This window comes from Celeribacter baekdonensis B30, assembly GCF_000299875.1.
Classification (GTDB): Bacteria; Pseudomonadota; Alphaproteobacteria; order Rhodobacterales; family Rhodobacteraceae; genus Celeribacter; species Celeribacter baekdonensis_A.
The window spans coordinates 68,303-82,408 of sequence record NZ_AMRK01000015.1 but is presented as its reverse complement, the minus strand read 5'-3'; the positions used below and the strand labels follow the sequence as shown (position 1 = coordinate 82,408).

General features: G+C 63.0%; 17 protein-coding genes. 10 read left to right on the top strand and 7 right to left on the bottom strand.

Translation table 11 applies throughout. The features are described from left to right. Positions 1-196: 196 nt before the first annotated feature. The 3 genes from B30_RS19040 to B30_RS19035 form a co-directional block, all read right to left on the bottom strand. Positions 197-463, bottom strand: coding sequence for a hypothetical protein (locus tag B30_RS19040; protein ID WP_009573826.1), 267 nt, complete (start codon positions 461-463; stop codon positions 197-199). A gap of 133 nt (positions 464-596) precedes the next feature. After that, positions 597-812: a DUF6522 family protein gene (locus tag B30_RS22585; protein WP_269771053.1), complete on the bottom strand. Its 216-nt coding sequence runs from the start codon at positions 810-812 to the stop codon at positions 597-599. A gap of 111 nt (positions 813-923) precedes the next feature. Next, entirely contained in the window at positions 924-1,337 is a 414-nt protein-coding gene (locus B30_RS19035; protein WP_009573825.1) for an RrF2 family transcriptional regulator, read from the bottom strand. Positions 1,338-1,424: 87 nt separating this feature from the next. Here B30_RS19035 and B30_RS19030 point away from each other — a divergent pair, with 87 nt between their 5' ends. Genes B30_RS19030 through B30_RS19000 form a run of 7 tightly spaced genes read left to right on the top strand, consistent with a single transcriptional unit; the run spans position 1,425 to position 6,043 of the window. Next, a complete protein-coding gene (locus tag B30_RS19030) occupies positions 1,425-1,868 on the top strand; it encodes a group III truncated hemoglobin (protein WP_009573824.1) in 444 nt (147 codons plus the stop codon). Between the two features lie 15 nt (positions 1,869-1,883). Then, a complete protein-coding gene (locus B30_RS19025) occupies positions 1,884-2,369 on the top strand; it encodes a hemerythrin domain-containing protein (protein ID WP_009573823.1) in 486 nt (161 codons plus the stop codon). Beyond that, positions 2,362-2,706: a carboxymuconolactone decarboxylase family protein gene (locus B30_RS19020; protein ID WP_009573822.1), complete on the top strand. Its 345-nt coding sequence runs from the start codon at positions 2,362-2,364 to the stop codon at positions 2,704-2,706. Before B30_RS19025 ends, B30_RS19020 begins: the two co-directional genes overlap by 8 nt. Continuing rightward, on the top strand, positions 2,706-3,125 hold the full coding sequence (locus B30_RS19015) for a DUF488 domain-containing protein (RefSeq protein WP_009573821.1): 420 nt from the start codon (positions 2,706-2,708) through the stop codon (positions 3,123-3,125). The genes B30_RS19020 and B30_RS19015 overlap by 1 nt, the downstream gene beginning before the upstream one ends. After that, positions 3,109-4,149, top strand: a complete 1,041-nt coding sequence (locus B30_RS19010) for an NAD(P)H-dependent flavin oxidoreductase (RefSeq protein WP_009573820.1) — start codon at positions 3,109-3,111, stop codon at positions 4,147-4,149. The genes B30_RS19015 and B30_RS19010 overlap by 17 nt, the downstream gene beginning before the upstream one ends. Further along, on the top strand, positions 4,146-4,853 hold the full coding sequence (locus tag B30_RS19005) for a 5-formyltetrahydrofolate cyclo-ligase (protein WP_009573819.1): 708 nt from the start codon (positions 4,146-4,148) through the stop codon (positions 4,851-4,853). Before B30_RS19010 ends, B30_RS19005 begins: the two co-directional genes overlap by 4 nt. Beyond that, on the top strand, positions 4,850-6,043 hold the full coding sequence (locus B30_RS19000) for an NnrS family protein (RefSeq protein ID WP_040402985.1): 1,194 nt from the start codon (positions 4,850-4,852) through the stop codon (positions 6,041-6,043). The genes B30_RS19005 and B30_RS19000 overlap by 4 nt, the downstream gene beginning before the upstream one ends. Positions 6,044-6,049: 6 nt before the next feature. On the opposite strand, the gene B30_RS18995 is transcribed toward B30_RS19000, so the two are convergent. The 4 genes from B30_RS18995 to B30_RS18980 form a co-directional block, all read right to left on the bottom strand. Continuing rightward, positions 6,050-6,739 carry an MOSC domain-containing protein gene (locus tag B30_RS18995; RefSeq protein ID WP_009573817.1) on the bottom strand — a complete coding sequence of 230 codons (690 nt, stop codon included), beginning with the start codon at positions 6,737-6,739 and terminating at the stop codon, positions 6,050-6,052. After that, positions 6,736-7,200 (bottom strand): TlpA disulfide reductase family protein, encoded by a 465-nt coding sequence (locus B30_RS18990; protein WP_009573816.1) that lies wholly within the window; start codon positions 7,198-7,200, stop codon positions 6,736-6,738. Before B30_RS18990 ends, B30_RS18995 begins: the two co-directional genes overlap by 4 nt. 53 nt (positions 7,201-7,253) lie before the next feature. Further along, positions 7,254-7,994, bottom strand: coding sequence for a hypothetical protein (locus B30_RS18985; protein WP_009573815.1), 741 nt, complete (start codon positions 7,992-7,994; stop codon positions 7,254-7,256). Between the two features lie 76 nt (positions 7,995-8,070). Then, on the bottom strand, positions 8,071-8,694 hold the full coding sequence (locus tag B30_RS18980; RefSeq protein WP_009573814.1) for a MarR family winged helix-turn-helix transcriptional regulator: 624 nt from the start codon (positions 8,692-8,694) through the stop codon (positions 8,071-8,073). Positions 8,695-8,862: 168 nt separating this feature from the next. Here B30_RS18980 and B30_RS18975 point away from each other — a divergent pair, with 168 nt between their 5' ends. From B30_RS18975 to B30_RS18965, 3 genes are read left to right on the top strand one after another with little or no spacing between them, the layout of a single operon-like run. Beyond that, positions 8,863-9,480 (top strand): TetR/AcrR family transcriptional regulator, encoded by a 618-nt coding sequence (locus tag B30_RS18975; RefSeq protein WP_009573813.1) that lies wholly within the window; start codon positions 8,863-8,865, stop codon positions 9,478-9,480. After that, entirely contained in the window at positions 9,477-10,781 is a 1,305-nt protein-coding gene (locus B30_RS18970) for an efflux RND transporter periplasmic adaptor subunit (RefSeq protein WP_009573812.1), read from the top strand. The genes B30_RS18975 and B30_RS18970 overlap by 4 nt, the downstream gene beginning before the upstream one ends. After that, on the top strand, positions 10,778-13,912 hold the full coding sequence (locus B30_RS18965) for an efflux RND transporter permease subunit (RefSeq protein ID WP_009573811.1): 3,135 nt from the start codon (positions 10,778-10,780) through the stop codon (positions 13,910-13,912). Before B30_RS18970 ends, B30_RS18965 begins: the two co-directional genes overlap by 4 nt. Positions 13,913-14,106 lie beyond the last annotated feature (194 nt).

Here is a 14,106-nt window from a genome sequence, read left to right as displayed (position 1 = left end):
ATATATTGATGATTTTTGGTTGCGGGGACGGGCAACCAACGATACTTGCGATTGGTCGAACGCCAAGTCCCCAAACTCGTCGCTTAATGTAACTCACTGGCATCGTTTGGGAAATCATGCCTTCGAGGCATTCATGCATCGCATTTGACTGCAGGGACCGGTCACTCCCTGAACGGAGCGACAGCGACGGTGTTGACTACCTGATGAGCGCTTCAAGCGCTGCTTTGTGCTCCGCATACTTGGCCAGGTTATCCCTCTTCAATTTCTCCAGATTGATCAGCTTCCAACGAACCGCAGGCAGGTCAGCTTCCTGCGGCCGCTCGATAGCATCGAAATCGGGCGTACTATCATGCAAGCCGAGGAGAAACGTCCCGGCCTTTTCGTCGAGACGAGACCGGATGTCCGCGACCAGCCGCTCTCGGGTTTCGAGCAGGTCGTCGAGATTGACACGCGCCTTGGTCATACCCTCGAACTCTTTCGTATAGGGCTGGTCAAGATCGATGAGTTTAGGGTCCAGAAGTTCATGCGCCGGACGGGACGAGCAGGCGATGTAGATCAGACGCCAGTGCCAAAAAGGTTCTCAAAATGGTTCGGCGTCAGGCCTCCTTGCGTCCTGCTGGCGCAGCATTGGCCGCTCTCAACGCAGTTCCCGGTCCGCTCGAAGCATTCCGAGAGCCAATCGGGAAAGTCGTTCGTCCTAAGACTTCGCCACGGGCATCCACAATCAAACGCAGGGCGCGGCCTTGGTGACAAAACGTCAAGCGCCAACGACCCGCATCCTCGCCCTCGCCCGCCTCGGAAAGAGAGGTGATCTTGCCGCCCTACATCCGCGCCCGCGTTTCTTCGACGGGCAGACCGAAAGCCCTGGCCAGCACCTGCGCGTCGACGACAACGATGCTGTCATCTTGATCTGCCTTTCTTCGTCATGCGGCTGCCGGTTCGGGAAGGGCGATATCGGCGAGCGTGGATCTGTTCAGATCGGCGATGAACTGACGCTCCGCCTGCCGAAGCCGGGATTTCAGGCGGCAACAGCCTTCTATCGTGCACCCCGCGTCTGGCCCGAAACACGCGACCAGCGCCTGCCCCTGTTCGAGCACCCGCACGACGTCGCCAAGCCGGATCTCGGCGGGGCTGGATCGCAAGACGGCGCCACCATTCACCCCGCGCCGGGTCTCGACGATCCCTCCCTGTGCGAGCCTTTGCATGATCTTCGCCAGGTGGTTGCGCGACAGTTTGAACTCCTCTGCCAAATCTGCCGTTGAGAACGCCCGGTCGGGCGCGCTCGCCATCCGCATCAGCATTCGAAGTCCGTAGTCGGTGAAGGAGGTAAGGTTCATGGCGTCCCGCAGATCTTCAAATTGGTATTTACAATACCTATTTAGCAGAGATAGCATGAGACTCAAGATCAATTTCCAGAGGGGCCCATGTCGACTACCGTCTCACAGATCAATTCCGCCCGCCCGCAAATGACCGCCGAGATCATGGTGCGAACCGGGCTGGACGAGGAAAAGCTGACCGAACTGGTGCATTGTTTCTATGGCAAGGTGCGCGCGGATTCGGCGCTTGGCCCGATCTTCGCGGAGCGGATTTCGGATTGGGGCCCGCACTTGGAGCGCATGGTGGCCTTCTGGTCTTCGGTCGCCTTGATGACGGGCCGGTATCACGGAGCCCCGGTCCCGGCGCATGTCGGCCTGCCCGTGGATTGGGATCATTTCGACCGCTGGCTGACGCTGTTCCGCGAAACCGCGGCCGAAACCTGCCCGCCCGAAGGCGCGGCGCATGTCATCGAACGCGCCGAGCGGATCGCGCGCTCGCTGCATATGGCGGTCGAGGATGCGAAGCCCCGGACAATTCCATCACTGCTCTGACCCGAGGATACGAACATGACAAAACCAATGCCCCCGCAAGACCCGAGCGACCTGACCAGTTTCATCGAGACCGAGTATCACGCAAAACACCGTGCCCAGCTTCCTGAACTGGCGACCTTGTCGGAAAAGGTCGAAGCGGTCCATGCCGGGCAAACGGAGGTTCCCGCGGGTTTGGCCGACCTATTGCACCGGATGATCGGTGACCTGGAAGTTCACATGAAGAAAGAGGAACTGATCCTGTTCCCCGCCATTCGCAACGCGGCGGCGGGGCTGGATGCGCCGATTGCGGCAATGCGCGCGGATCATGACAACCACGAAGCCGAAGTCGGCCAAATCCGGCACCTGACCAACAACCTGACATTGCCGGACGGCGCCTGCCGAAGCTGGACGCGGCTTTATACCGGGGTCGGTGAATTCCTTGACGACCTCGAAGAGCATATCCGGCTGGAAAACGATGTGCTGTTTCCGCAATTCGAAACGCGGGAGACGGGCCATGTCTGAGCTACACCTCCCAAAACCTACCAGGGACCTTGTCGACCGGCGTCATGCCCTGGCACCCGATGCCGAAGACGCATTCCGCGCGTTCTCGAAAGCGGTGTTCGCCGAAGGGGCGCTCGATACACGCACCAAGCAGCTCGTCGCGGTGGCCGTGGCGCATGTGACTCAATGCCCGTGGTGCATCGAAGGCCACGTCAAGGCGGCCAAGCGTGAGGGGGCCTCGGGCGAACAGATCATGGAAGCCATCTGGGTTGCATCCGAAATGCGCGCCGGGGCGGCCTGGGCCCACGCGCTGAAGGCGGTGGAGATGATCGGCGACACGGGCCAACCGGACAGCTGATGCCCCCTGCAAGGCCCCCCATCCCCGACACCCCCGGCGAGCGTATCCGCGTCAAGCGGATCTATCGCGCGGCGCGGGTGTCGGACGGCAAGCGGATTCTGGTCGATCGGCTTTGGCCACGCGGCGTGGCGAAGGACCGCGCCCGGCTGTTCGACTGGTGCAAGGACATCGCGCCTAGCGATACGTTGCGACACTGGTTTCATGCCAATCCTGATCAGTGGCAGGACTTCAGTACGCGCTACCGGGCGGAACTCGCCACGCGCGAAGATTTGGTGTGTGAGCTTGCCGGATACGCGCAGGGCGATGTCGTCACGCTGCTCTATGCCTCTAAGGACGAGGAACACAATAACGCCGTCGTGCTGCGGGACTGCCTGCGCCGATGGTTGGAAAGGGAGGGGAAAAATGACAGACCAACATAGTGCGGAACCTCTGCGAACGCCGCTTTGCGATCTGCTTGGATGCGAGGCACCCGTCCTGCTGGCGGGCATGGGCGGCGTGTCCCGATGGGAACTGGCGGCGGCGGTGGCCAATGCGGGCGGCTACGGGATGTTGGGGATGGTGCGCGAACCCATCGACCTGATCACACGGGAGGTCACCGCGATGCGGGCGGCGACGGACCGGCCCTTCGCCGTCAACCTGATCCCGGCGGCGACAGAGCCGCAGTTGCTTGAGGCACAGATCGCCTGTTGCCTCGATCTTGGTGTGACGGCCTTCTGCTTTTTCTGGGATGTGATGCCGGATGTGGTGGCGCGGGTGAAAAACGCGGGATGTCTCGTATTGCATCAGGTCGGAACGGAGGCCGCCGCGCGGATGGCCGAAGCTGCCGGGGCGGATGTGATCATCGCACAGGGGATCGAGGCGGGCGGCCATGTGCACGGACGAAGTCCCGCCTTCGGGCTGGCGGAACGGATACTGGCCGGGACCGACCTGCCGGTCGTCGTCTCGGGCGGGATCGCGACGGGCGAAGGGCTTGCCGCCGCATTGGCGATCGGGGCCAGCGGCGTGCAATGCGGCACCGCCTTTCTGGCGACCGAAGAATCCTTTGCGCATTCCTATCACAAGTCTCGCATCGTCGAGGCCACGGGCGAGGATACGGTGCTGACCGATGTGTTCGTTCTGAACTGGCCCAAGGGCGCTGCGGTGCGGGTGATCGGCAACAGCGTGACGGAGGGTCTCAAGGGCAATTACCTGGGTCACGACCCGGACAGCCTGCCGCGCGAGACCATCGCCCATGACGACGATCAGCCCCGCCTGCGCTTCAGCACGGATTCACCCTTGCGCACCACAACCGGCGATCTGGAAGCGATGGCGCTCTATGCCGGTCAGGGCGCGGGAAACATCCCCGATGTCGTCCCTGCGGCCGCACGTCTGAACGCCATGGTCGCGCAGGCCCGGCATATCCTGAAGGGCCCAGTGCGTAACGGTTTCACGGCGATGTCATGAGCGACGACTTCAAGAGCTTCCGCTGCCAAAGCGGCTTTTCCTCACCGCCCTGCTATGCCGCCGAGGTCGCACCGGAGTATTTCGATCCGCTGGCTGTCGATCCCGAGCAGGCACGTGATGTCGCGCGTTGGCGCAAGGCCGAACGCACCCGCCTGCGCGCCGCCCGTCTGGCACTGTCGGTTGCTGAACGCAAGGAGATCGGCGAGGCACTGGCCGGGTATCTGCGGCAGGTGTTGCAAGACCGCTTCGGCGGGGCGCAGGGCAAGGTCCTTTCCGCCTACTGGCCGATCAAGGGCGAACCCGACCTGCGCCCGCTAATGGCCGACCTGCACGAGGGTGGCGTGACCGTCGCCCTGCCGTTGGTCGAAACCAAAGCCGCCCCGCTCACCTTTCGCCGCTGGACGCCCGAAACCCGCATGGTGCGCGGCGATTGGAACATTCCCGTTCCGCCGCCGGACGCCCCCGTCGTCACGCCCGACATCGCGCTTGCCCCCCTCGTTGGCTGGACGGCGGATGGCTATCGCCTCGGCTATGGCGGGGGCTATTTCGACCGGACATTGGCGGCGCTGAGCCCGAAGCCCTTTGTTGTCGGTATCGGGATCAACGCGGCGCAACTCAAGACCATCTACCCGCAACCTCATGATATTCCTCTCGATCTCATCCTGACCGAGAAAGGGGTGCAGACTGAAGGGGAATTGGGATGAGTACTACTGCAGAGCTAATGCGCGCATGGCGCGGCCCGGCGATCCTCAGCTTCGGGTTCCGTCCGTTCTTCCTCGGGGCCACCATCTGGGTCGCGCTTGCCATGGCGCTTTGGATTCCGGCGCTCTCCGGTTCCCTCGAACTGCCAAGCCAGTTCGACGCTGCAAGCTGGCATGCGCATGAGTTTCTGTTCGGCTATCTATCGGCGGTCATTGCCGGTTTCCTGCTGACAGCTGTTCCCAACTGGACCGGGCAACTGCCGATTGTCGGCTGGCCGCTTGGCGGGCTTTTCGTGCTCTGGGTCGGCGGGCGTGCAGGAGTCCTCTTGTCGGATGGTCTGCCGTCCCTTGCCGTGGCGCTCGTCGATCTCGCCATGCCGGTGGCGCTGACCGGGTTCCTTGCACGCGAAATCATTGTCGGGAAGAACTGGCGGAACCTGATCGTACTCACGATGCTCGGCATCTTCACGATCTCCAATGCAATCTTCCACTGGGAAGCGGCGCGTGGCGACTATGCGGCGCAGGGCTATGGTCTACGGGCTGGCCTCGGTGCGGCGCTGATGATGATTGCGGTCATCGGCGGACGGATCGTGCCGTCCTTCACCCGCAACTGGCTGGCACGTCAGGGTCCGGGGCGGTTGCCCGTGCCACCGATGCAGCGCTTCGACAAGATCGCGCTCCTGGCGCTTCTCGCCGCGCTTTTTGCCTGGATTGCGGCGCCGGAAGCGCAGGCCTTGGCGCCGCTCCTCCTGGCTGCCGGGGCGCTGCATCTGGTGCGGCTCGCAAGGTGGGCCGGGGACCGGACACTGGCAGAGCCGCTTCTGTGGATCCTACACTTGGGCTATCTCTTCCTTCCGCTCGGCGCCATCGCGCTTGGCGTCTCCATCCTCGTGCCCGGTGTCTTCGGTGGGGCGTCGGCACAGCATCTCTGGATGGCCGGCGCGGTAGGCTTGATGACCCTGGCCGTAATGACCCGTGCCACGCTTGGCCATACCGGACATGAACTGAAAGCGGGCCGGGGCACCCTAACGCTCTATCTCGGGCAGCTGGCGGCGATCCTCGCGCGTCTCGCCGCAGGCCTCTGGCCCGATCAGGCACCACTTTTGCACATTCTATCGGGTCTTGCGTGGATCGCTGCTTTCGGTGGTTTCGCAATGCTCTATGGCCCGGCGATGATGCGACGGCGGGTCTGAAAGTGATCAGCCCGGCGTTTCGAGGCGCGGTCGCCAGTCCTCGACCGTTCCCCGCGCCAGCCGCCTATCCACCATACGCCGCCAGTTTTCCGGCAAGCCCGGAAGCGCGGCAAAGGCGGTCAGAGCGTCATGGTCCGAAGTGTCGCGGTAAAGCAGCCTCCAAACACAGGTAAGTGGCCAGTTCGGGCAGGGTCGTGCGATCAGCTCCGCCCGGTCGCCGGCCGTGATGAGTCCTTCCGAGACGACGCGGAAATACCAACCGGTGCGGCCCGTTTGCTGCACCCGCGCCGCCATGTCACACAAATCGAAGCGCAGGTTGAGCCGCCAGCAGGGTTGGCGGGTCTGGCTGACCTCGACGATCGCGCCGCCCAGCCGGTAGCGGTCAAAAAGGCAGCTATCGTCCTCCGTCGCACCCTCGATCACAAGGTTCTCGCCAAAGGCGCCGGGACCGAACTGCGCCGCGCGTTCGGGCAGATCGTTTGCCCAGACCGAATAGTGCGCTACGGGATAGGCATGAAGGGCCTTGTCTGCGCCGCCGTGATGACGGGTATCCCCCTGTTCGTCGCCCTCAAGCCCTTCGGCCCAGGCCATGAGCGGACCGGCGACAGCCACCTTGTCGATGCCGGAGGGAACGGCATTCGGGCCGAGCGGCCGGACCTTGCCAATGCGCAGTTCGGCAATCCGGAATGCCCTCATCCCGCTTCTCCCTCTCCGATCAGCCCCATCACTTGGGCACCAAGCGCCATGTCCGCGACCTGCCCGAAATGGCGCGCCCGCATCTTGCCCGTGCGGTCGAAGAGGACGAGGCTCGGCGTGCCTTGCAGGCCCCAGGCCTCCATCGTTCGGGGTAACGGACCCTCTCCCTGCATGTCGATGGCGACAGGGAAGTGGATGCGCCATTCGTGTAGGAAGGCGGCCAAGCTTTCGCGGCTGTTGCCTTGGTGGTGCTCGAACACGCTGTGCAGGCCGATCACGGCGAGGTCCTTTTCGTCAAAGGTCTGCGCCAGGCGCTGCGCTTGTGGAAGGCCGTTCAGCACGCAGCCGGGGCAGAGCATTTGAAAGACCTCGACGGCCAGCGCGCGACCGCAGAAATCTTCCAATGTCAGCGGGCGGTCTGTGTTGAGCCAGTGGGCGGTGTGGAAGGGAATGTCGTCCATGCGATGCTGCCTTTGCGATGGAGTGCGCGGGCACCGGCCCGCGCCCCGATTTGTCATTCTCCGACCCTGCCTGGCAGGCTCAGATCGCCCGAGGCGACGTCGAACACGTCCGTCACGCAAAGTAGCGGCGCATGGACATTGACGTTGACCCGCAAGGCCGCTGTCACGCCGTCAAAGCGCGCCGCCTCCACGGCACCAATATCGGCGAACGGCACAGTCACGCTCAATTTCGGCCCGGCAAAGACCGGCGACCAACCGGGAGAATCGATCAGGATCGGCAGACCCGGCCAGGTCAGCGGCAGCGCCGGCGAGGCCCCTTCGGGGATGTCGATGACCTTGAGCGCGCCGGGCCCGCAGGCCTCATCGGGGCCAAGCACGACCCAATGGCTGTGCCAAGCGCCGCCATCGCCGTCCGTCGTGCCAGAGCCGGTTTCGTCGAACAGGGGCGTGTCGTCGAAATCGGGGTGGATCGTGACGGCGAAGGCGAGGATGCCGGAGCCGGCCTCGAAGCCCACCACGGCAGGGTCAAGCGTCGTCGGCCAGACATAGGAGAAGACCGACGCGCCGCCGAGAGCACCAACGGAGTCCGGCATATCTTCGCCCGGCGTGCCCGCGACCGACATGGTGAAGACCGCGTTGCGGCCTTCAGTGGTGATATTCGCGGCGACGATGTCGAAGGCGGCGCGTTCTGCGTTGCCCGTTGCCCCCGGCAATTCATGCCCGCTCGCTACGCCGGCGGCAAGCGCGGCACAGGCTGCGGTGGCATAGTAAAGTCTTCGGTTTCGTGTAATCATGGGAAGCTTCCTTTCGTGACAGAGGGGTTGCATTCGGGGCGTCCGGGCCGTTGCAGCGGTTATCCGGGCGCCCCATTCACCCCACGGCGGACAGGCGCGTCCGATTGCGGGCGGCCTCCTCCTCCGTGGCGGTCTCGTGATCGGCACAGTCGAGCCTCAGGCCGCCGTCGCCGAAAGCGGCGTCGACAAAGCCGCAGTGATGCGGCCGCACCGGGTCAGTATGGACATGCGGGCGGAAATAGTGGCAGGTGAGACACATCCGCTGTATCGGAATCGCCTCTGCCTCCTGAAGCGAGCGGATGATCAGCGACAGGCAGCGCAGCAGCCCCGCACGATCATCCTCGGCAAGCCCGGCAATCGCCTCTTGTATCACCGCTGGAGCATCCGGCATCCGCTCGGCCAGCGAAGCGCCCGCCCGCGTCACCTCGATCATTCGTGCCCGGCCATCATCGGGATCACGTCGGCGCCGTACAAGCCCCTTACGATCGAGTGCAGCGACGCTATCGCTCAGACTGGCCTGTGAGATTCCAAGCATATCTGCCAGATCCACCGCTCGTTCGGGCTTTGCCGCCACGCGCGTCAAAACTTCGCCTTGGGTCGGGTTCAGAGCGAAATCCTTCGCCACGAGCCACTGGCTCGCGCGCCAGAACATCGCAAGCCGTTGCAATGCCGTGATGATGTGCTTCGAGTCTGAACCCATTTCGATCCTCCGAGCACATTAAATAGGAGTCCTATGTATTAAGCAATTACAATTTCATCCAACTCGCAACGTTCGCCGGTTTCCAACCCGGTACTGTCGTCGTTCCTGAACGCTATTGCATCGAGGCATTTAAGATAGTAATCAATCACTATCTTATGAGGCCATCAGATGACTACTACCAGGAAACCAGCAGTCGAGCGTCAACAGGAAATCGTGGAGATGACCCTTCGTTTACTGTCCGAACTGGGTGAAGGTGGCTTATCCACTCAGACGATTGCCGATCATATTGGTATCACCCAAGCTGGCCTCTTCCGGCACTTCCCCACTAAAAACGACCTCTGGATTGCTGTTCTCTCGGAGATCGAGCGACTTGCCCGCAACGCCTGGGAACTTGTAAGCCGGGAAGGCGACCCGGCAGTCGTCCGAGTCCGCAAGACTCTGTTGGCGCAACTTAAGCTGATCGAAGACTATCCGGCGATCCCGACACTGTTGTTTTCAACTGGACGTCTCGCCGCCGAAGAAGTCGTCCATCCGATACATGTCCGTATCATGACGGCGCTCCGGTTACGCATAACGGAAGAACTTTCCGTGGCGGTGCAGGAATGCGGTCGAGATATTCAGATCGATACACTCGATATCGAATCCTTGCTACTCGGAGTGGTTCAGGATTGCGTACTGCGCTGGTCACTGACCGGACGCGGTTTCGATTTGGTGGCAGAAGGTGATCGGCTGATCGGGCTGCAGCTTCGCCTGTCCGGACTGGAAGCCGGGGGAGACAGATCGTGAAAATTCCACGCCTATTGAAACTCGCACCACCGGTCGCCATCGGCGTCGGCGCCGCTGCATGGCTTATCTCAACGGCGGAACCTCCGGCGCGGATAGACCAATCCGAGCGCAGCGTCGTTGCCCGCATTGTGATCGCTGAGATGACGCGTGTGCGGACCACCGTGCGGGGGTACGGCAATGTGCAGGCGGCGCGAAACTGGGAAGCGGTGGCCGAGGTTGCAGGAACGATCGTCTGGCGTCATCCCAATCTGGAGACCGGCAATGTTGTCAGCGAAGGGACAAAGGTTCTCCGGATCGACCCAACGGGTTACGAACTGGCCATTGCTCAGGCCGAGGCCGATCTGGCCGCATTGGAAGCGGACACCGCGCAACTGGGCGTTGACGAGGCAAACACCAGCCGTCTTCTGGCCCTGGAAGAAGGCCGGCTGACGCTGGCAGAGGCCGAACTGGCGCGGGTGCGCGACCTGTCTGAGCGTGGAGTCGCAGCCCAGTCTACGCTCGACGCCCAGGAACGCACCACGTTGCAGGTGCGTCGGGGTGTGGAGGAGTTGCGCAATGCCAATGCGCTGATTCCCTCACGCCGCGCACGACTTGAGGCCCAGGTTGCGCGGACGAGAACCATTCTGGCCCGCGCAGCGCGTGACCTCGACAAGACTGATATCTCGGCACCATTCGATCTCCGGATCAGTGAGGTGCATGTCGAGCACCACCAGTTCGTGAGCGCCGGTCAGTCTCTGGTCGCGGCCGACGACATCGGCCAGGCCGAGATCACGGCACAGATTCCGGTAGACTCGTTCCGCCGTCTGCTGAGCGGCGCGACCGGAAACGGCCCAATGACGATTTCGGATCTTTCCGAACGGTTCGCAGACATTGTCGCTGAGGTGCGTCTTGTGTCCGACCCATCCCAAACATGGACGGGCCGGTTGGTGCGGGTGGAAAGCGCACTCGATCCGCAGGCCCGGTCGGTTCCCGCTGTCATCGCTGTGGATAATCCCTATGCCGGGGCGAACCCGCCGCTGCGCCTGCCACTGGTGCCGAACATGTATGTCGAGGTCATCCTCACCGGGCCCGAAGAACCGGCGCGCATCACTCTGCCCGATGGTGCAATCCATGAGGGTGACGTGGTTTATCTTCGAAACGAAGAAGGCCGCCTAGAGGTGCGCACGGTATCGGTAGACTGGCGGCAGTCGGGCATTGTGGTGCTGGATGGTGGCATCGCAGCGGGCGAAGACGTTATAGTCGATGATCTGATGCCGGCGATCCCGGGCATGATCGTCGAACCGGCGGAGGGCTCGGAATGATCCGCTGGTTCGCCGGGCACCCCACGGCCGCCAACCTGTTACTCGTGCTTATTTTCGCGGCCGGTCTGATGGCTGCGCCAACGCTGAAGCGTGAGACCTTTCCTGATTTCCGTCCTGTCGAGGCGGAGATCAGCGTGGTCTATCGCGGCGCCACGGCCGAAGAGGTCGAGGACGCCATCTGCCGACGGATCTGGGATGCGGTCGAAAGCGTCGAGAATCTGGACGAATTGACCTGCACCGCGCAGGGCGGCGTTGCGCGAGCCATCGCCACGATGGCCCCGTCAGGCGACAGTGCCAGATTTGTGAATGATCTGCGCACCGAGGTGACGGCGATCGACGATTTTCCCGACCAAGCCGACCCGGCAATCGTGCGCGAGCTTCACCGCACCGACAACGTTACCTCGGTTGCCGTGGCGGGTGATTTGCCGGCCGCGCATCTGGAACGCTACGCTGCTGGTCTTCAGGACAAATTATCTATCCTCCCCGGGGTGGCGAAGGTCACGATGTCCGGCTTCGGAACGCGTCAGTTCCGGATAACAGTGCCTCGGGCGGTGCTGGAACAACACGGCCTCACCGTCACGCAACTTGCAGGAACAATCGGCGCACAGAGCCTCGACCGCCCCCTCGGTACGCTTGAGACCGCCGACCGTGAGATCAGCCTCCGTTTCACCGATGAGCGGCGCAGCGCGGCCGGCCTCGCCGGCCTTGTCGTTCTGTCCCGGCCGAACGGCGCCGAGCTTACCCTCGGACAGATCGCGTCGATCTCTGAGCACTATTCGCCAGAGGAGGAACGCGCCTATTTCGACGGGCAACGCGCAGTCTACCTGCAAGTGGACAAGGCGCTTGGAGCCGACGCGCTGGAAGTGTTCAGCAGCGTCGAGAAGCTCGTAGCTTCCGAGCGTCTGGCCCTACCCGACACGCTGCGGTTGGACGTCGTCAAGGACATGACCAGCATCGTGCGCGACCGGCTGACGATGCTGGTGGAGAACGGTATTTTGGGACTGATCCTGGTCGTCGCGGTGATGAGCCTCTTCTTCCGCCCCGGCTTCGCGATCTGGGCGGCCATGGGCCTTCCGGTGGCATTCATGGGTGCGTTCGCCGCGATGGCGCTTCAGGGGCTGTCGCTGAACATGATGACACTGGTGGCTTTGTTGATGGCCATCGGGATCGTGATGGACGATTCGATCGTCATTTCCGACGCCATCGCCGAGGCCGCTGCAGACGGCGCCTCGCGCACCGCGGCAGCAGTGAAAGGCACTATGGCGGTGATGCCGGGGGTGCTCTCGTCCTTTGCCACCACCATCGCGGTCTTCGGCCCGCTGGCCTTCCTAGTGGGCGAACTGGGTGCCATCCTCGAGGTGATCCCCATGGTGCTGATCGCGGCACTTGCGGCAAGCCTGGCCGAGGCTTTCTGGGTGCTACCGCATCACCTGAGCCACGGATTGAAGGGGGCGGAAAAGCCGCCATCGAGGTTCCGCGCGGGATTCGATGCACGTTTCGAACGGTTTCGCGAGAAGCGGATCGGCGCCATGGCGGACATGGCGATCCGGCGAAGATACCTTGTCACCGGCGCGACGATCGCGGCACTGATCGTGACCGTGGGGCTTATGGGGGGCGGGTATCTCAAGCGCGAGGCGATCCCGGCCATCGACGGTGACGTGCTGGAGGCACGCATACTCATGCCGCAGGGCACGCCGTTTGCGCGCACCGCAGAGGTGGCCGACCGGGTGAGCGCCGCATTGGGCCGGGTGGATGCCGCCTTTGCGCCCGATCAGCCGGGCGGCGCGGCACTGGTGAAGTCCGTCCAGACGCGATTCAACTACAATCCCACCGCCGGCGAATCCGGTCCGCATGTTGCCACGATCAGCGCCGACCTACTGGGCGCCGAGACACGCACCGTGGCGCTGGATGAGATCGTGACGCTTTGGCGCGAGGAGATCGGGGATGTACCTGGAGCCCTGGCGATCCTGCTGATGGAACCCAGCATCGGTCCACAAGGGATCGCCATCGAGATCCGGTTGTCGGCACAGGATCTGGAGAACTTGGCCAAGGCCGGCAATAGCCTTCTTGCCGAGGTCCAGACCTATTCCGGAGTATTCAATGCCACTCGTGACCTGCGCCCCGGCAAGCCGGAACTTCGGATGCGCCTCGCCGAGGGCGCGACCGGGCTGGGACTGACCGCGCAAAATGTGGCCGATCAGATCGGCGCCGCCTACCTAGGCCGCGTGATAACCACCGTGCAGCAAGGCGACATCGCCCACGAGATCGAGCTTGAACAAGTCGCGGAAGATCGGGACTCCTACGACGATCTTCGCAACTTCACCATCACCCTGCCGGACGGTCACACAGTACCGCTTTCGACCGTCGCGCTGATCGATGAGGCGCGCGGCTGGTCTTCCGTCACCCATGTCGATGGGCAGCGCACCGTGACGGTACAGGCCGATGTCGATACGCGCATCGGCAACGCCGACGCGATCGTATCCGAACTGTCGAACAACTTTCTGCCACGGCTTGCTGCCGAGTTCCCGGGCCTTGGTTTCGAGGTCGCCGGGCAGAGCGCCAATTCGGCAGAAACCGTCGCCTCGATCCTGCGCGGTTTTCTCATAGGATTGATCGGTATCTACGTCGTGCTGTCCTTCCAGTTCCGCAGCTATGTGGAACCCGTGATTGTGATGCTGTCGATCCCGTTGGCCTTCATCGGCGTGGTACTGGGGCACCTGATCATGGGCTACAATATCTCGATGCCGTCGCTGATCGGCGCCGCGTCGCTGGCCGGTATCGTGGTCAACAACGCCATCCTCTTGGTGCAGGTCATCAAGGCACGCGCCGCCGAAGGCATGGATCTGGCCCGCGCCGCAGGCCAAGCCAGTCGCGCGCGGTTTCGCCCGATCCTGATGTCGGTCTCGACGACGATGATGGGACTTGTGCCGCTGCTTCTCGAGACCAGCACTCAGGCGCAGACGTTGAAGCCGCTGGTGATCTCGGTGGTCTTTGGCCTGTTCTCCTCCACGGTCCTTGTCCTGATCGTCCTGCCCGCCTTCTACGCCATTCTCGGCGATCTTGGCCTGGCGCAGGCGCAGGACAACAAAAACCCGATTGCGCCAGACGAGAAGGAGGCGACGTCCCCATGACCGAGACACCGCCGGTCCGGCACTCGCATGCCTCACTGGCAAGCTGGAAAACCCGGATGCGGCAGTGGATGCCGCGCTGCGAAAGCTCTTCCGCTGGGGCTTGGATGCTAGCCATCGCTTGGCGGATCGGCACCATGCTGTCCTGTTACAGCTGTCGCGACAACCGGCCTGCATGCCGAACCGTGAACGGGTAT